At 39.0% G+C, this 19,209-nt stretch carries 14 protein-coding genes; 6 read left to right on the top strand and 8 right to left on the bottom strand.

Annotation, left to right across the window (positions count from 1 at the left end; all coding sequences use genetic code 11):
- Window positions 1–248 precede the first annotated feature (248 nt).
- Complete coding sequence (locus AACU33_RS05790; protein ID WP_096587460.1) at window positions 249–5,732, bottom strand: ATP-binding sensor histidine kinase; 5,484 nt, start codon at window positions 5,730–5,732, stop codon at window positions 249–251.
- Between the two features lie 643 nt (window positions 5,733–6,375).
- On the opposite strand from AACU33_RS05790, the gene AACU33_RS05785 reads away from it, so the two are divergent.
- On the top strand, window positions 6,376–7,122 hold the full coding sequence (locus AACU33_RS05785) for a DUF561 domain-containing protein (protein WP_096587458.1): 747 nt from the start codon (window positions 6,376–6,378) through the stop codon (window positions 7,120–7,122).
- A gap of 137 nt (window positions 7,123–7,259) precedes the next feature.
- Here the strand turns inward: AACU33_RS05785 and AACU33_RS05780 are convergent, their stop codons facing one another.
- Window positions 7,260–8,405 carry a DegT/DnrJ/EryC1/StrS family aminotransferase gene (locus AACU33_RS05780; protein WP_096587457.1) on the bottom strand — a complete coding sequence of 382 codons (1,146 nt, stop codon included), beginning with the start codon at window positions 8,403–8,405 and terminating at the stop codon, window positions 7,260–7,262.
- Between the two features lie 458 nt (window positions 8,406–8,863).
- Between AACU33_RS05780 and AACU33_RS05775 the strand changes: the two genes are divergently transcribed.
- Window positions 8,864–9,640: an ABC transporter permease gene (locus AACU33_RS05775; protein ID WP_096587455.1), complete on the top strand. Its 777-nt coding sequence runs from the start codon at window positions 8,864–8,866 to the stop codon at window positions 9,638–9,640.
- Window positions 9,641–9,772: 132 nt separating this feature from the next.
- Here AACU33_RS05775 and AACU33_RS05770 read toward each other — a convergent pair whose 3' ends face one another.
- Complete coding sequence (locus AACU33_RS05770) at window positions 9,773–10,573, bottom strand: 2OG-Fe(II) oxygenase (protein WP_096587454.1); 801 nt, start codon at window positions 10,571–10,573, stop codon at window positions 9,773–9,775.
- Window positions 10,574–11,432: 859 nt separating this feature from the next.
- On the opposite strand from AACU33_RS05770, the gene AACU33_RS05765 reads away from it, so the two are divergent.
- On the top strand, window positions 11,433–12,014 hold the full coding sequence (locus AACU33_RS05765) for a hypothetical protein (protein WP_096587453.1): 582 nt from the start codon (window positions 11,433–11,435) through the stop codon (window positions 12,012–12,014).
- 237 nt (window positions 12,015–12,251) lie between these two features.
- Here the strand turns inward: AACU33_RS05765 and AACU33_RS05760 are convergent, their stop codons facing one another.
- Window positions 12,252–13,016, bottom strand: a complete 765-nt coding sequence (locus AACU33_RS05760) for an HpcH/HpaI aldolase family protein (RefSeq protein WP_096587452.1) — start codon at window positions 13,014–13,016, stop codon at window positions 12,252–12,254.
- A gap of 590 nt (window positions 13,017–13,606) precedes the next feature.
- Here AACU33_RS05760 and AACU33_RS05755 point away from each other — a divergent pair.
- Together AACU33_RS05755 and AACU33_RS05750 are read left to right on the top strand one after the other, a co-directional pair.
- Entirely contained in the window at window positions 13,607–14,011 is a 405-nt protein-coding gene (locus AACU33_RS05755; RefSeq protein WP_096587451.1) for a nuclear transport factor 2 family protein, read from the top strand.
- 232 nt (window positions 14,012–14,243) lie between these two features.
- A complete protein-coding gene (locus tag AACU33_RS05750) occupies window positions 14,244–14,612 on the top strand; it encodes a Dethiobiotin synthetase (protein ID WP_096587450.1) in 369 nt (122 codons plus the stop codon).
- A 120-nt stretch (window positions 14,613–14,732) separates the two neighbouring features.
- Here the strand turns inward: AACU33_RS05750 and AACU33_RS05745 are convergent, their stop codons facing one another.
- The 4 genes from AACU33_RS05745 to AACU33_RS05730 all read right to left on the bottom strand — a co-directional run bounded on the left by AACU33_RS05745 (window position 14,733) and on the right by AACU33_RS05730 (window position 17,951).
- Window positions 14,733–15,344 (bottom strand): hypothetical protein, encoded by a 612-nt coding sequence (locus AACU33_RS05745; protein WP_096587449.1) that lies wholly within the window; start codon window positions 15,342–15,344, stop codon window positions 14,733–14,735.
- A gap of 129 nt (window positions 15,345–15,473) precedes the next feature.
- Entirely contained in the window at window positions 15,474–16,502 is a 1,029-nt protein-coding gene (locus tag AACU33_RS05740) for a zinc-dependent alcohol dehydrogenase (protein WP_096587448.1), read from the bottom strand.
- 139 nt (window positions 16,503–16,641) lie between these two features.
- On the bottom strand, window positions 16,642–16,827 hold the full coding sequence (locus AACU33_RS05735; RefSeq protein WP_096587447.1) for a hypothetical protein: 186 nt from the start codon (window positions 16,825–16,827) through the stop codon (window positions 16,642–16,644).
- 56 nt (window positions 16,828–16,883) lie between these two features.
- Window positions 16,884–17,951: a glycosyltransferase family 4 protein gene (locus AACU33_RS05730; RefSeq protein WP_096587446.1), complete on the bottom strand. Its 1,068-nt coding sequence runs from the start codon at window positions 17,949–17,951 to the stop codon at window positions 16,884–16,886.
- Window positions 17,952–18,402: 451 nt separating this feature from the next.
- On the opposite strand from AACU33_RS05730, the gene xth reads away from it, so the two are divergent.
- Window positions 18,403–19,185 (top strand): exodeoxyribonuclease III, encoded by a 783-nt coding sequence (gene xth, locus AACU33_RS05725; RefSeq protein ID WP_096587445.1) that lies wholly within the window; start codon window positions 18,403–18,405, stop codon window positions 19,183–19,185.
- Window positions 19,186–19,209: the final 24 nt, after the last annotated feature.

Below are 19,209 nucleotides of genomic sequence, written 5' to 3'. Positions count from 1 at the left end.
AGAGACAAGCACAAAAGACCTATTTGTCAGCATATAAAATTCAATACATATTTTAGATGTAAAGCTTAGATAGCCGTTATTTAGGCAAGATTTTAGCCAGGTAAATTGAGTAATCACTATTGAAATTATTAAGAATAATATATAAATGTACTTTGATTTATAAAAAAAATTACGCATACCTTAACCTTATCAAATAACCCTCTATTGACATCTTGCTGATTGGCTAATTCTACCGGGAAGTTTACAAATCAAATAGCAGTACTATATTTGTGTGCTGGAAGTTCAATTACAAACTCACTTCCTTGTCCTGGTGTTGACAGACAACTTAATTTGCCTCCATGTTTCTCTACAATAATTTTGTAGCTTATGGATAACCCTAAACCAGTACCTTTACCGATAGGTTTGGTAGTAAAGAAAGGATTAAAAATCTGAGACAGTGTATCCGAGTTCATCCCTGAACCGTTATCAGCAATGCGAATAACTAGCAAATTTTGCTCTAATAACTCAGTAGTAATTTTGATATAGCTGGGATTCAGTTCAGCTTCTGCTAACGAACGGTTAGAGTTATACTCTTCTAAAGCATCAATAGCATTAGCTAACAAATTCATAAATACTTGGTTGAGTTGGCTAGGATAACAATCTACTAGTGGTAAACTGCCATAATTTTTAACGATCTGAATTTTAGAATTAACAGATTCACCTTTGAGTCGATGTTGCAAAATTAGTAAAGTGCTATCAATACCTTCATGAATATCAACTGGTTTCATTTCGGCTTCATCCAATCGGGAGAAGTTACGTAAGCTCAGAACTATCTGGCGGATACGATTAGCTCCAACCTTCATAGAATTTAGCAAGTTAGGAAGGTCTTCACGCAAAAATTCTAAATCTATATCTTCTTGTTCTGCTAGCATTTGCGGCGTGAGTTCTGGTGATTTTTGCTCATAAATATTTACCAAGTGTAAGAGGTCTTCAATGTATTCACTTGCATGAGAAATATTGCCATGAATAAAATTAATCGGGTTATTAATCTCATGAGCTATACCAGCAACTAGTTGACCCAGACTGGACATTTTTTCCTTCTGAATCATCTGTAATTGTGTAGCTTGCAGCTCTCCTAATGTAGCTTCTAGCTGTTGCGCTTGCTCTGACAAGCACAGATTTTTTTTATGTAATTCCTGGGTTCTCTCTTCAACTTTTAGCTCCAGGGTTTTACTATAGTCTTCTAATTTCTGGTTAGCTTGTTGTAGATGATGATTGAGATTCGACAAATTAGTATATAGTTTGGCATTTTCGATAGAGATAGCTGCTTGTGAAGCCAGAATTTTTAAAACTTCTAAACGCTCAGTAGTAAATGCATTAGTTGTTAAATTGTTTTGCAAATACAGAATGCCGATCGGTTTGCTTTGATGAATGATCGGCGTACACAAAATTGATTTGCAGTTATTTTTAATAATATAAGGATCGCTAACAAATATTCCTTCACAGCTAGCATTACCAAGAACAACACTTTCTTTAGTTCTAATCACATAGTTCAGTACAGATATCGGCACATATAGGCTGTTATCTAATGGGCTTGAGCTTTCTAAAAACATCTCATTATTATTAATTCCCACAGCTGCTTCGATAACCATTTGACCATTTTTCTCTAGAAAGAAGCAGCTACTTTGTGCGCCAGCATTTTCCATCACAATTTTCATCAGCTTGGCTAGTAAATCATCTAGCATGATTTCGCTAGAAATAGCTTGTGCAGCTTTGAAAACAGTGCTTAAATCAAAAGATGCTATACTATTTATTTTACTGGAAGTAGTTGATAAATTAGCCTTCCAACTCGAAGAGTCTTGGTTGATTCTTAACGGACAAAAATCAGGATATTTTGTTTCTAAATCGTTGACTTTGGAAATAGCGCCCCAACGTATATAGGCATAATAAGATTCTTTCAAATAAAAGATAGCTTGCTGCTCTCTGTTACGGGCAAAGTAAAACTCTGCTGCTAATTCATTTGCTAATGCTTCTTCTTGAATATATCCCTGTTTTTTTGCTCCTTGAATAGCTAGCTCATAATATTCCATAGCTACAAAGGTTTGACCTAAAACTCGCGCTTTTTCTGCTTCGACTAAATCATATTTATGCTGATAGTTAGCAGGAGCATGACTCGCCCATATTCGCATTTTTTCTTGATTGGCATTGATTACAGCCATATATTCTTGTTGAGTTTTGAGTTCAACATGGGGATATATACCAATCAGGGATAAAGAATGATAAAAGTTGTGGATACTGATTGTCATCATTCCCATGACACTACTGATATATTGTGAAGCTAAATTAGCAGCATCAAGGGATTGATTGTAATCTTTAAATAAGTAGTGGAGAATCAATTTGCCAACATAAGCAGCAAACAAAGAAGTAACATTCTTAGTAGCTTGGAGATAGGGTAACATTGCTAGTTCATTAAAGCTATCGCCAATTAAATGAGATGTATCTGGCGATAATCCTTGTAGAGTTAATGCTAACTGATGCCAAATCTTAATGTAGTTTATGGGAAAATCTAGTTGAAATTTTTGTAGCAAATCAATATATGATGCTTGTTGCTGTGCTACTGATTCGAGTGGTTCTCCAGTCAATAATATATGACCGCAATAATGGACAGAGCAGTATCCAGCGTATTCTAAATCTCCAATTTCTAACGCGCTTTGAATAGCTTCTTGTAAAGGACTAATACTGTCTCTAACGTGCTGTTTCCAATGAAAGGTAAAACCATAAAATGGCGCATATACTTTACTTTTGAGTTCCTTGGCTTGAAACTGCTCTAATATCTGCCAAGCTATTTGACCAGAGTGATATCCAGCATCAATATTTTCTAAATTGCTACACAACACCATACCATAACAAGAATATCCGGCAGCAGCCAAAGGTGAATGACCGTGCTCAATGCAGAGATTGACAACAGTTAAGATAATTTGAGGAAAAGTTGTTCCTGTCGGGTCGGTAATAAAAGCAGCACCACCAGCAGTCACAAGAATTTTTAAAGCCGCCAGTATGTAAGGATCTTTGAGGACTGGAAAAGTTTCTAAATCCTCAAGCCGAGGTAAATTAGCTATAGTATTTTGGTTATTTGGTGGTGAGAGAGAAATTCCCAATTGTGCGATCGCTTCTAGTCCAGTGTTAATGGCTTCGATCATTTGATTCTGAGCCATATAGAACTGGATTTGTAGTTGATAAGCCTTAACGCGATCGAGCAGATTGGTAGCTCTTTGTAAAATAGTTTCTGTGAGGATGGCTGCGCGTTGAAAGTTTGTATTTAAATACTCAAGTTCGACACTTTCGAGATAAAGTTCTAGCGTCAGGTCGTAATTATTTTCCCAGCTAGATAGCGTAAGTAATTCTAATCCTACTGTTGAATAGTTAAGCGCAGCTGCGTATGCTGATGCTGCTTTCGCTTTTTGACAAGCTATTAAATTTAATCGAGCTAGCTCATCTCTTTCTGAGCGTTCGCCGCTGGCGTTGGCGGAGCCATCGCTAATAAATTCGATTCCAATATTAAAATGGTTAGCAATATCAAAAATATTTTCTGCAATCTCTGCTGTTTGGAAAGAATCGAGTAATAATCGCCCAATTTTCAGGTGAGTTTGTTTTCTTTCAGATTCGGGAATTAGAGAATAAGCTGCTTGCTGAATGCGATCGTGAAAAAACTTATATGAAACTTTTAATTCTTTGTCTTCCTCAAAAAATAATGGGGCTTTATAATTTTCGCTCAGTGGTAAAATTAAACTAGCCTGAAGCGCTTCCCATAATTCACAGGCAGTTTCCGATTGAGATTTTTCATTAACAATTGCCAGAATATCTATATTAAAGCGATTGCCAATACAAGCAGCTAATTTTAAAATCTGCTGTGTCTTCTGAGGTAGTTTTTGAATATTTCTAGCAACCAATTCTACAGTATTATAATCTGTAATTCCAATGATTTGGATTTGCTCGATCTCCCACTCCCATATTCCACTATTAAAATTAAAGTTTAATAGCTTTTCTTGATACATGGTTTGGAGTAACTGCGTTAAGAAAAAAGGATTACCTTGGGTTTTATGAAAAATTAAATCTGCTAATGCTTTTGTTTTTTCTGTTTCGCTATGTATGGTATCAGCTATTAATTCATAAACATTTTCCAGATTTAGCGATTGTAGTGTAATATTATTGACAGTTACGCCTGCTTTTTGGATTTCATTCAAGGTTTGAAGCAAGTAATGAGTAGAGATGACTTCGTTATCTCGATAAGCTCCAATTGTTAACAAATATTGGCTATCAGGCTCCATCATCAGCATCTGAATCAATTTTAAAGATGCTAAATCTGCCCATTGTAAATCATCTAAAAACAGGACTAGTGGATGATCTTGTTGAGTAAATACCTTGATAAACTTTTGAAATACTCGATTAAAGCGGTTTTGAGATTCAGTTGCGCCTAGTTGCGGTACAGATGGCTGTTGACCAACAATTTTCTCAATTTCTGGAATAACGTCGATAATAACTTGACCAATATCACCAAACGCCTCTAAAAGCTTCTCTTTCCAAAGAGTGATTTTTTCAGAAGATTCTGTTAATAGCTGTTGAATTAGTTCTTGAAATGATTCAATCAACGCTGCATAAGGGATATTTCGCTTGAATTGATCGAATTTACCAGAAATAAAATATCCTCGTTTGCTGATAATCGGTTTATGAATCTCATTAACTAAACAAGATTTACCAATCCCTGGATAACCAGAGACTAACATCATCTCACTTTTACCAACACTTACTCGCTCAAAAGCTGATATGAGAGACGCTACTTCTTCATGACGACCGTAGAGTTTTTGGGGAATGCTAAATTGGCTAAATGTATCTAATTTACCAGGAATAAAATTTTGAATTTTACCGTTAGTTAATAACTGTTCTAGACAAATCTCTAAATCTGCTTTTAGCCCTAATCCACTTTGATATCTTTCTTCAGCAGTTTTAAATAATAATTTCATCACAATATTAGATACTGCTTCGGGAATTTTGGAGTTCAGATTATGAGGTGGTATAGGCTGTTTTGCAATATGAGAATGAACTATTTCTAAAGCATCAGAGCAATTAAATGGTAATTGCGATGTTAACATTTCATAAAAAGTTATGCCTAAAGAGTAAAAATCTGTACGGTAGTCAATCGACCGATTCATCCGACCTGTTTGCTCTGGAGACATATAAGCTAGTGTCCCTTTCAGCAAATTGGGATTACTAACGATCGCATTTTCTTTTGACAGGCGAGAGGCTATACTAAAATCAGTAATTTTAATCTGCTTTGACTTAGGATTAATAATTATATTTTGAGGTTTTATATCTTTATGAATAATATGTTGCTCGTGCAAACTTGTAACTATATCAGTTATTTGAATAACTAATTTTAAACAATCTATAACATTCAGCTGATTTTGATCTATAAATTGTTTCAGGCTTTGTCCGCCAATGTCTTCTAATACCAAAGCCATGCAGTTATTATAATTTTCTAATCCATAAACTTTAATTACACCAGGTAAGTCTAGGCTTTGGGAAATTTCATATTCATGCTTGAACTCTGTTATATATTCAAGAGTGCTATATTCTTGTTTAAGAATTTTGAGAATAACTAATTTTTGATCTATTAGATTTTGCGCACGGTAAACAACAGTCTCTATGCCATCAGAAATTTTTTCTAGAATTTTATATCCGGAACTATTAATCATTACTTTACTGGATTTAACTAATTGTGAATAGGCTATTTACTGCTGATAGTAGAATTAGTATTTTCTAAATATTTCTGAAACTAAAAAATTCTAGTATCGCTACTAGAAGTAGAGAAAAATACTTTTTCAATTAAAAGAATGTCAGTAAATACTTTGTCAACGAATCCTACTCTCGCTTACCCATAGCGTGCAGCATTAATAGCAGTTTTTTATGTCGATTAGCTCAAAGATTAATCGTGATGCTGCCGATTTTTCTTAAATTAGACCAATTAAAAGAGGAAACTGCCAATTTCCACTTGACTAACTACCAAATATTCTTCTATGCCGATTTAAGCATAATGATTTTCCATATACCTAACACTGAACTCTAATTATATAATTTGATACATAATATTTTTGCCTAATTTAATGTAAAAATCATGAGTAATAGCACTGAGCTTTGAATATACAATACTTCAAACAGCATATGCATTACGTAAAAATACTTCTATCATAAAGTGTAGTATTAATTAAGACAGCGATCGCGCTTGTCATCATAACAATTATTTGAGCAAGGGGAGATGGGGGATACAAGGGATATAAATGACAAATACCAACTCAACAACGGTAGAATATACCTAATTTTCGTAGCTTCAAACGAAGTATGACAATGCATTCTTCTCTTCAACGTGCTTTTACTAACCGCTGCGTCCTGAAAGCGATCGCTGGTTTAAATAACTTTGATAGCGATCGCGTCGCCGCTACTATCAAAGCCGCCGATTTGGGTGGTGCGACTTTTGTTGATATCGCTGCCGATGCTGCTTTAGTAAAATTAGCGAAAAATTTGACCAATTTACCAATCTGTGTATCAGCAGTAGAACCAGAAAAATTTGTGGAAGCTGTGGCAGCTGGTGCAGATTTAATTGAAATCGGAAATTTTGATTCTTTCTACGCTCAAGGACGGAGATTTGAAGCGGAGGAAGTTCTCGCACTAACTCGCCAAACTCGTGCCTTACTACCTGAAATTACCTTATCTGTGACTGTTCCCCACATTCTGGAACTAGATCGACAAGTACAACTAGCTGAGGAATTGGTAAAAGCTGGCGCTGATATTATCCAAACCGAAGGCGGCACCAGCAGCAACCCAGCCCACCCCGGAACCTTGGGCTTAATTGAAAAAGCTGCCCCCACCTTGGCAGCAGCTTTTGAGATTTCCCGTGCAGTTTCAGTACCTGTATTGTGTGCTTCTGGCATTTCTAGCGTTACAGCACCATTAGCGATCGCGGCTGGTGCAGCAGGTGTTGGTGTTGGTTCTGCCATTAACCAACTCAACAGCGAAGTCGCCATGATTGCTGCCGTTCGTGGCATTGTAGAAGCTTTGGCAACTGCCAATAGCCGGGCGATCGCCTAATTGGTAATTGGGGGATTGGGCATTGGGTATGGGGCATTGGTCAAGAGTCCAGAGTCAAGGGTCAAGGGTCAAAAGTGATTTGTAATTGCTCCCTTGTTCTATTTCTCCCCATACTTCCTCATCCCCCCTGCCTCCCATTACCCCAAACAATCCTTCAGCGCATAAATCACCTGGTCTTGCTGTGCTTGCGTCAATTCTGGGAACATCGGTAAAGATATCACCTCATGACAGATTTGCTCTGCTTTCGGTAAGGAGCCTGGTTGATAGCCGAGATTTTGGTAAATTGGCTGCAAATGTAAGGGTAGGGGATAGTAAACCATTGAACTTACGCCCCGTTCTTGCAATTGCTGACGGATAGAGTCGCGATATTTAGCAGTAGCACCATTTCGCCCTTCACCAGAGATGCGTATCGTGTATTGATTCCATACACCAACACCGCCAGCTAATTCTTGAGGGATGATAATACCGGAAACTTGGCTGAGGAACTGATGATAATAAGCTGCGATCGCGCGTCGTCGCTCATTCCAATTATCGAGATAACGCAGTTTAATTTCTAGAATCGCTGCTTGGATCGCATCCAAGCGGCTATTGACACCGATTTCTTCGTGGATGTAGCGAACTTTGCTGCCATGCTCTCGTAATACTCGGAGTTGGCTAGCAATTGCTGGATCGTTAGTAGTAATTGCACCGCCGTCGCCGCAACCGCCAAGGTTTTTAGTGGGGTAAAAACTAAAACATCCAATGTGACCAATACTGCCAACTTTTTGACCGCCCCAGCTTGCGCCTGTAGACTGAGCACAATCTTCAATTACTGCCAAATTGTGAGATTGTGCAATCGCCATCAGCGCCGTCATATCTACAGGTTGCCCAAACAAATGAACTGGAATAATGGCTTTAGTTTTGGGTGTAATTGCCGCTGCTACCTGCTGTAAATCGATATTAAACGTATCATCAATATCAACAAAAACTGGCTTGGCACCTACGGCACTAATAACCTCAGCCGTAGCAATAAAGGTAAAGGTTGTTGTGATGACTTCATCACCTGCACCAATATTTAAGGCACGTAGCGCGAGAAAAAGTGCATCAGTACCAGAATTACAAGCTACACATTCAGTTACACCATGATAAGCGGCAAACTGTTTTTCAAAGCCTTCTACTAAAGGCCCGCCAATATAACGACCAGAAGCCAGAACCTCTAAGACAGCGGCACTCACTTCTGCTTCAAGAGTCGAGTATTGCTGTTTAATATCAAAAGCAGGGACGGAATTTACACTTTGGATCATGAGTTTTTATCGATCTGGAAATACAAAAGATGCACTTCGACTGTCAATTGTTGCCGATCAAATTGTGAATCAACAAGCTGAGTCAAGACTGTCACCTAAAATACGCATCACTGAGGGTTTATACCGGGATTATTTGAGAGGAATCATTTTTTATTGGTCATTGGTTATTTGTCATTTGTCATTTGTTATTTGTCAAGAGTCAAGAGTCAAGAGTCAAGAGTAAAAAGTTAATAGTCAAAAGTCATTTCTCCTCACACTCTCTCATCCTCCTTCCCTAGTCCCTAATTGCTAGTTTCTAGTTCCTAGTAAGCATCGACGCCAATTAAACTACTATGAACAATCCTCACAAAGACTACAGTATCAGTCTGTGAGTTTCATCCTTGAGCCTTCATACTGAGCGCCTTTTTGTACTAGTGTGTAGACTGTCTCACAATAAAATCCCAGGAGGTAGATAACCAATGCAAGATCTCATCAAGCTGGATGTAGCTGATTTGGCGATCGCAATTGGCTTAATGGCGATCGCAGTTGGTTTATCTGCTTGGGAAAAATTAGGACTAGAATTTAACTTCATCGTTGCTACTGGAAGAAGTATTCTCCAACTAGCTGTCTTGGGATACGTTTTGGACTTCATTTTTGCTGTAGACAATGTTTGGGCAGTTTTGGCAATTGTAGTAATTATGCTGACGATTACGGCGATTGTCTCACGAAACCGTATCAGCCAAAAACTTCCCCGTCTATTACCTTGGGTGTGGGGGTCAATTTTTGTCAGTACAGCGTTGACTGTGCTTTACAGCATATTTTTGATTATTCAACCAGAAAGATGGTACGAACCCAGGTATGTAATCCCCTTAGCTGGGGTAGTTTTAGGTAATGCAATGAATGCAGCTGCGATCGCAGGCGAACGTCTAGTAAATACTATCAATACCTCGCATGTAGAAATAGAAACCCACTTGAGCCTTGGTGCTACTCCCCAGCAAGCTATTAGCCAGTATCGCCGAGAAGCCATTCGCGCTGGATTGATTCCTACTCTCAATCAAATGATGCTCATCGGTATGGTTGCACTCCCAGGATTCACTACCGGACAGTTATTAGCTGGGATTAAACCGCCTGATGCTGTATCCTACGAAATTTTGCTTTTATTCATCGTTGCTTTTGCTAACTTGCTGACAACACTTTTAGTCACGCGAGGAATATGTCGTCAGTTTTTTAACTCTGCTGCCCAGTTGGTGAGATGATCATAGGCAAGGTTTTTGAAGAATTTAGAACTTAAAAGCAGAGCCTGATATATTCCTGAATTCTGCTATATCTTTTGACTCTCCCACCTATTGACCCTGGAACACCAGAATAATTTATCAAGGTTATAAGTACTAACTCCAGCATTTTAGCGGCTTATCCATACCCCAGTAGCCTATAAAACCTGAAATAGTTATCCTCTCTCCTTGTAGAATTTTTCTAATAGCATGAACTTTAGTAGTATTAAACAATATTAAATCTCCAGCTTGAGGTTTGATAACTAGGGAATTATTTGGTAATAAATTATGACTAAAGCCATAACTTCCCTTAATTCCGTGTCTTTCACAATCCTCATCAGAAAATGAATAATTCCAAATTTCCAATTCTCCTCCTAAGTCAGCTGAACTCAGGTATACATTCACACCCAGTTGTGAAATCTGATCTTTAGATTCATTTGAATTTGGTATTTCTCTCCAGAGAACATCTTGATGAGGAAGAGCTTCAAATCCCACTTGCCAAATGCGTGTAATGCCAAAGAGCATAGTTTTTCCGCCTAAATGCATGATTGATACTCCACTCGGCCATATCTCATCAAGCTCAAGTCTCAATAAATCCATTGGAGATGCGTAAGGAAAGCTTAATTTACGCAACCTTCTCATTGTCGGTATTGCAGTATTAAAGTAACTTTCCTTGAGTTCGGGCTTATCTATAGTATTCCAGAAAGAGTCAACATCACTGATGTATATTTTTCCTGAAGAAGTAGATTCATTTTTTACAGAATTTGATAGTATGTTGCTTAAATATTTACATCTATCCCTTTCATAAAACTTAGGTATCCTCACGGCAAGTATACGGCCCATAAGTAAACCGCAGAGACTGTTAAAAGTTAGGGAACTTTCCACTACAAGAGTCTGGTCATGATGTAAAACGTCCATATTGGACTCCTCATCCTGATAGTATAAAGAGTGCTTGAGAGGATTTTCCGTCACTCCTCATAGTTGGCTAATTTTTTAGAAACTTCTCAAATTAAATCAATCTTGTTGAAGCAAACTGAACTGAAGTAACTAATTTTTTTGGGAAACCAAATAAGTTTTAGGAGTGCGACGGAAGCGGAGTTGTTTACTCCGGAGCATTTAATATTGGCATAAGTATTAATGCCTGCGCGATCGCGATAAGTTCAGATTATAGTCTGTTTTTAATAAGTACTGTTGCTTAAAAGCCTCTGAAACTCATGCTAGAAAACATAATTTTTAGGGAAGCGATCGCGTAATATTTAAACGCATCATCATTCTTGCCCTAAAAAACAAGTACCAGGTTTACTTTAATGCCACACCTAGCCTTCACTTTCCAGCATAATTACTAATTGACAAAACTAATACTATGCTATCTTAATATGCCAGAAATGACGGGGAAAACTATACAAACCGTGATACACCATATCCAAACAAATCTGGTCTATTAGCAATACAAATTTATCTCTGGGGTTTCTCCTGTGCCTCTTCGTGACAGGAACTAAGTTACTTTCATCCCAAAAGATGTTTTTTTGTAAATATCATACTAAAGTACTTCAGTCAAGACGTTATCTGACATTTTTTAGATAAAATGTTAGTAAATCACCATAAAGTACTCAAGAGACGCAGAATTCATCGCGTCTCATCTTCGCTGCGACAATTTCCACCTTTGAATGCAACTTTGTATGAAAACTTGCAACAATCAATAGCGCATCAGTTGCAAACAATCAGCGTGGAAATAGAGACAAACAAGTCCAATTAACTAAATTTCAGGAGTCAGAACATGACAGGCGCTACTTCCCCTAAGTCAACTCAAAAGCTATCAAAAGTATCAAGAGAAGCTTTAGAAGAGATTGGCGATGAATTAATCGATATGTTAAGGAGAAAACCTGCCGCAGAAATCTTTGATTGGTCTACAAAAAAGGATTATCACGGCTTTGATAAAATGTCGATCCGCAAAGAAATATTGCAACCGTTTATAGAAAGATACAACCTGGAACCAGAGGGATTGGAAGTTATACTTATTGGGCTTAAAAGTAATTACCCCGGTTCTGTACATGCTCATCCGATAGCCCATGCCTTGTGTGTAATGCTTGCGGAAGCTGAAGGTTTTCCTAACCCGGTTAATGCTTATGCGCTTGTAGAAGAAAATTGGTCGCCAACTTCTGAGTCAGATAGTCTAGGTATGGCAGGAGGCAAGGGTACATGGTTTCCTATTACTGTTGGAGATCGAATTTATAATCCCACTAATGTCGCTCATGGTTTTACTGTGCAAGGCGAAGGACAATGTTATTTAACGTGTATTCAATCACCTGGTATTGACCAACCTAAGCGTGATGATTGGGTTCCTGCCAAAGTTAACTAAAATTATTGGTAGGATTGAGCAAATAGACAAGGTATAAAACTATCAAAATCTAATTTCACCTCTATATTTTATACCAGTTTGAAAAAAGAATTCGACAGATGGTAGGGGCACAACATTGTTGTGCCCTCTAGAATATATTGATGTGTCACAAACAATATTTGAATTGGTATTATTTAACCGCAGAGAGCGCAGAGAAAGGAGGTAATAGAGAAATTTATATGCTATTACTGCCTGCTATTAATTGGTAGCTGAACCCTTAGCTAGTGCGAGTGTATTTTGAGCAGCATTCGATAAAAGAACACTGTCAATAGCGACGGCAATAAATTTGCAGCCATCTTTAATTTCCTTCTGTGCGGCTTCTCCTTTCATGACAAAAATACCAACTGGCATAGATTTTGCTTTACATTTCTGCTTAACCCGCTGTATTGCCTCTTGAACAAGTTCACTATTCACTTGTCCTAATAAATTCATACTTCCTGACAAGTCATAAGGGCCGATAAAAACCCCATCAATTCCCTCAACATCAAGTATCTCATCAAGATTATCGACAGCATGAATATGTTCAATTTGGATAATTAGAGCAATTGTGTCATTTGCACAAGCCACATACTCAGAAAATGACATACCATAGCTATGTGCTCTAGCAATACCTACACTTCGTTCACCTTGTGGCGGGTATTTACTTGCCATTACAGCTCGTCGTGCTTCGTCTGCATTCTTTACCTGTGGTACAAGAATACCGTCACACCCTGTATCTAATACTTTCTTAATCCATACGGTACTGTTCTCTGGAATTCTCACAATAACGGAACAATCACCACGTATTGCTTGAATCAAGTGTTGTACCGAAGCAACCGATAACGTTCCATGTTCCATGTCGAGAAACAGCCAGTCAAAATTACACAGAGATAAAATCTCTACTATTTCAGGACAGTTGAGGGTGACAACTGTTCCTATCATAGGTGCGTCGTTTCTTACCTTTTCAATAAAACTTTTCTTCATTTCAATATTGAATAACTGCTAAATTATTCACCCAACATCTCAATACACTGATGATAAAGAACAAGCCGCTATCATCTACCAAAGAAAGATTTAGTTTTATTAAGTACTTTACTTTGATTTTGTCCGGGAAAAGGAATTAGAAGCATTTACCTTTGTCTATAACCAGTCTCAAAGGCAAAATACGTGGGTGAACTCGACCACAACGCTTGACTGTACCCTATTCCATCAATTAATCTTTTGGCTTAATGCTCGATCTAGGAAAGATTTTAGCGCCAGCATCTTCACAATCCATCTGCAACCATAAAAGAATCATCAAATATCTTCATTCTTGAAGGTTGTGTTTGATTAACCCAGCAGTGCTAGGTCATTTCTTGCTGCTTGTCTAGTACTCCACCCGATCGATTTTGATAGGTTACGATTGTTCAGTTAGGCACGCGAGGAATCTGTCGTCAGTTTTTTAACTCTGCTGCCCAGTTGGTGAGATGATAATAGGCAAGGTTTTTAAATTCTGCTATATATTTCCTCCCGGACAGATCGAACGCCAGCGTAGGCGCTCTAGGCGCGTATTTGCTTCATGAATAAGAAAAAATATGACAACCGAACAAGACTTATTAAAAATCACCAAAAATTATCTTAAAGCCATAGAAGAAGGAAAAACAGGAGATGAACTTGCTGTTTTTTATTCTCCATCAGTAGAGCAAATAGAATATCCCAATCGTCTAATACCGAATGGAGCCAAGAGAAATCTCCACGATTTAAAAGCAGCTTCATTAAGAGGTAAAGAAGTTCTCATCAGCCAGAATTATGATATTCAAAAATCTTACGTTATAGGCAACACAGTAATTCTAGAAACAATATGGACAGCAATAATTGCGGTTCCCATTGGAAACATTCCATCTGGGGGACAGATGAAAGCTTATTTCGCTCAATTTATTGAATTTGAAAATGGCAAAATAGTTCGCCAAAGGACATATGACTGTTTTGAACCATTTTAAATTAAAAATCTAAAACTAATCTCAGTTATAAAAATTCCAATTGATTAACATTCCTGCTCAGGATTAAAAAGTTAATGATGTTCAGCTTCCAGAAAAAATTAAGTTGAAATTAGGCTAAATCACTAATACGGATTTCAAACTATTTGAGTTAAAATTCACACAATCCCTATTCAGGGTAACAATTTTTAACTAAGTATTAGTACTGAGACATAATCTGCTGTAAGCTGAATAAATGAACTACGAAACAGCCCGCAAAATCCTTATAGACCAAGTATTAACGACCGAGGAACACCCAGATTCCTTGTTAATGCGTATGAAGCAGGGAAAACCGCCAGTTCCCGGTCAAATCACCTCGATTTTGTTGGCGTTAAAAGTGGTGTTTGAAGCTCTTAAAGAAGCCTCTACTCTAGATAGAGACTTGGCTTATGCCCTTTTTGAGTTAAGCATTAAGACTCAACAGCTATTTGCCGCAGGGCGGAAAGCTGGGATTGATTGGCCGCCATTGCTAAAGGAAGATTTGCTACGAATTTCTTTAGCAGCTGAGAGTATTTTTTCTGGTACATGGCAAGCCCCGCCTTCACAAGGGCTTGGGGGTTTATAAAGTATGAGAATGGAAGAAAGGCAGAGGGCAGAAGCAAGAAACTTTTGCCATCTACAAAGGAGGTTCAGAAGCACTAAGTTTATCTATAAGATTCCTTCTACCTCCTATCTTCTGCCTTCATCAACGATTTCGCAGTTCTGCTTCCAATTTATCTACATCGCTTTTGAGTAAAACCGTCATTTGACCTGTGAAAGCTTTACCTGTTCTAGGTTGGGCAACTTCTACCCAATAAGCATAGCGATCGCCTACTCGCAATTCTCCTTGTAAAGCTTCTCTAATCGGAGTTTTGGCAAATCGGGCTGAGTTAACTGCACTTTGATTGGGATATTTATAAATTAGCTGCGCACGCTCAAAGTCTTGATAGATATCCAGCCCATAAATTACCCGTAAAGCTTCCTGGAAACGCGCAAATGTCATGCCGTTAACAGCATCATACATAGTCATGCGCTCGCTGCGAATCATGCTGCGTTCTTTAGCAAATCCGACTTTACCAGGAGGTAATACTGATGCTAAAAAGGTGAATCTTTGGGCGGCTGTGTCACTCTTTTGTACAAATAATCGCTCTCCACGATTAGGGCGTAGGGTGGGATGTGCTTTAATCCAAGTATCTACTTCTTCTGTTTTTTGCCCTGGTAAAGCATTGGCTTTAGAATCAGCAAGCATTCCCACTGATAGCCAGGACACTAGAGAAACAGGCAAAATCAAAAAGGCAAGCAGAGGTTTTTTTAGCATTTTCTCTCCAGGACTTACATGGAAATTTCCCTATTGGTAATCACAGGGATGTAACCATAGTCTTCCCCTTTTTCCACCAGATTATTTCATCTAATCTTTGCGTTCCGCTGTTCTTGCTTTTCCATTTCTTCATTCAGGTGTCAGCGCTACTTTAATTACCTTACGCGCTTTCATATCATTAAACACCTGCGCTAAATCCTTTAAGGGGCGATGTTCGCTAATCAGCAGTTCTAAAGGATGTTTACGACTAGCGATCGCTGCTAGGGCAGCTTGGACATATTCTGGGGTATTGTGAAACACACCCTTAAGAGTCAGTTCGCTGTAGTGTAGCTGTTCTGTGTTGACGGTAATACTCGTGTCTCGCGGACAACCACCAAATAAGTTAACTGTTGCACCAGGACGCGCACAGGCGATCGCAGTTTCCCAAACGCTTGGTACTCCAGTTGCTTCAATTACCACATCTGCGCCCCATCCTTGGGTAAGTTCTTTCACCACGCCGGGAATATCCGGAGTTTGGTGATAGTTAAAAGTCTTAGCTGCACCTAATTTTTGACCAATTTCTAGCCTTTGGTCGTTACCACCCCACAGCCAAACCTCGGCTGCGCGATCGGCTAAAGCTGCGACAAACATTAGCCCGATTGCCCCATCGCCCAACACAACCACGCGATCCTCAGCTTTGATTTGGGTACGTCCTACCCCATGCAATACACAAGCTAAGGGTTCGGTCATCGCTGCCAATTCATAGGGCAACTCATCGGGAATGCGCCATAAATTATGCTGTACTATCGGCGCGGGAATTTTGAGATATTGGGCAAAAGTTCCATTATTCCAGGTCAAATTTGGGCATAAAGAATATTCTCGGCGTTGACAAAAAAAGCAGTTCATGCATGGGGCAGAATTATTGGCGACAACGCGATCGCCTATTTGCCAACCTGTAACACCTTCACCCAAGGCAACAATTTGCCCAGCGGCTTCATGACCAAATAAAGTTGGTGGTGTCAGCATTCTGGCATGACCACCACGCCGCCACACTTTTAAATCGGTTCCGCAAGTTGTAGCAGCACCAACTTGAATTACTACTTCACCAGCAGCGGGAGTTGGATCTGCGACATCTTTTAACCGGAGATCTTCTTGACCATAAAGTAGGGCTGCTAACAAAGCTTTTGACCTAAATTAATGACTCCACATGATTTTACCAGGTGAAGTCATCATCATTGTTAATGAAAAAAGACCGATCGTATGCCCGACTTCTTAAAAAAATCGGGCATATTAAAACCAAATTAATAAAACAGTATTGTTATGTATTGACTGTTGGTTGGGGAAGTACACCCGTGTTCCGGGTTTCCCCATTAGACAGACGACTTAGCGTTAGTAGCGGTACTTCTTGCCTGCAAGATAGACAAAACCAATAAACTTCGCTATGCCGAATATGGCGCAGGAGGGAACCACCACAACATGGACAAGTGTTGGTTCTCATACTCATACCGATGTCCTCCTTTAAAAAGGTGATGTTGTAAAATGCACAAAAAATTTTGTTGATTAAAAGTGGATTTTGGCAGCGTGAATGTGCCCATTCAAGTCTATGCGATCTTTAATAATTTGTTGGTAGACTGCTTCATAACCGTTAACCATTTGGGCAACGCTAAATTTGCTTTCTACGTGTTTGCGACAGTTTAATCTATTCAGTTTTAAAGCTTGCGGAATCATCTCTGCCATTTGGTCATAGCTTTGACAGATAAAACCTGTTTCACCGTGAGCAATCACTTCTGGAACGGAACCGAGATTCATGGCAATTACAGGTGTACCAGTTGCCATTGATTCAATCATGACTAAACCAAAAGGTTCTTGCCAGGTTATAGGAAAGAGAGTAATTGCAGCATTGCCCAAGAGTTCAGCTTTTTGTGTGTGGTTAACTTCACCTAAATATTCAATTTGCTGACCATCTATATGGGGGGCAATTTCTTGTTCAAAAAACTTTGAGTCTACTACATCAATCTTTCCTGCCATTTTCAAGCGCCAACCACTTTGTTTAGCAATGGCGATCGCATGGTGGGGGCCTTTTTCGGGGGAAAAGCGCCCTAGGAATGCCAAATACCCAGGTTCTTGGGGTTTTTCCTTAAAGGGGTAATCTTCAGGTTTAATTCCGTTATAAACAGTGCCAAAGTAGTTTAAATCTATCTGCCGCTGTGCGTTACTAATACTGATGTATGGTTGCTTTTGATGGTGGCTAAAAGCCTTGCGGTTATCCTTGGTAAAGCTACCGTGCAGAGTATGTACAGTGGGAGTTGATACTAAACTCGCTAAGGATAGTGCCGAAATCCCTACATGGGAATGGATAATATCGAATTCCTGCGATCGCTGGTAGACTTGGCTAAGTTCAAGCATTTCATACACTGCATATTCTTTGACATTTGGGTCTAAGCGCAGCGCTCGCGGATAAACTGCTTCTAAATTAGCCAAAGTTTGAGAATCACCAGAGGCAAATAAAGTGACTTCATGACCGCGACGAACTAGTTCATCGGTCAAGTGACTCACTACCAGTTCAATTCCTCCGTATGTTGGAGGTGGAACTCGTTCCCATAAGGGGGCAACTTGAGCGATTTTCATATGTTTTGGTTCAGCCGATTAAATAGCTCTCAAGGCGAGAACTGATATCAACGTTTGAGGGCAAAAATTTTATACTTAATCTTCTGAAATTTAAATTAACCAAAACTTTGCCCGCTAGTGCAATATCGGTTAACCGTACCGTTTAAATAGTACTTATAAACTTCAGCTAATCAGTAATTGCCGCCAACCGACTACAATACTAAAGATACAATCGACTGCTCACTCCTTTCATCTGTCTAGGGGATCATTAGACAATTGCCTATTTTGTAACTTATCGTACTGATTAGCAAATTTTGTAGCTGAAAATACTAAATTCTCGCCTGGGATCAATTCTCCTCAAGGCTGATTTAGGGAAACCTGCTAAAACTCTAGGGAATCTATGATTATTAAATAAATCTAAAAATCCACCTAACTAACGATCGACTAATTAATTTATGTAAATACCAACTCCATGAAAATTGCAACTTGGAACGTCAATTCAATTCGCACTCGTCTAGAACAAGCGATCGATTGGTTAAACCAAAACCCAGTTGATGTACTTTGCTTACAAGAAACGAAAGTTGTAGATGCAGACTTTCCGCGATCGCCATTTGAAAAACTAGGCTATCAAGTTTATATTTCCGGACAAAAAGCATACAACGGTGTAGCTTTAATTAGCCGTCAACCGCTGTTAGATGTCAGTACTGGATTCACATCAATTGTGCCCAATTTACAACCAGAATGGGACGAACAAAAACGCGTAATTACGGGAATGATTGATGATGTTAGGATTGTGAATCTTTATGTTCCTAATGGTTCATCTGTAGGTAGTGAAAAATACGAATATAAGCTGCGTTGGCTGACAGTATTGCGCGAGTATTTACAAATACTATTAAAATCCCAATCTGCTATCTGTGTATGCGGTGACTTTAATATCGCTTTAGAAGCCAAAGATATTCACGAGCAAGTCAAAGCCGACAATCACATCATGGCATCCGAACCAGAACGCCAAGCCCTACGGGATATATTAACGCTGGGATTTGCTGATGCTTTTCGCAAATTCACCTCTGAAGGCGGACACTACAGTTGGTGGGACTATCGCACCGCCGCTTTTCGACGCAACTTAGGGTGGCGGATTGACCATCATTACCTCACGCCAGTTTTGTATGAGAGCGCTAAAAGCTGTATTATCGATGTTGCACCGAGAAAGTTACCCCAACCTAGCGACCATACACCAGTAATTGTGGAATTTTAATGACTTAGCCAGGGTTGGTATATG

This window comes from Calothrix sp. NIES-2098, from assembly GCF_963875125.1.
In the GTDB taxonomy this organism is placed as follows: domain Bacteria; phylum Cyanobacteriota; class Cyanobacteriia; order Cyanobacteriales; family Nostocaceae; genus Aulosira.
This window is presented reverse-complemented; position numbering and strand designations above follow the sequence as displayed.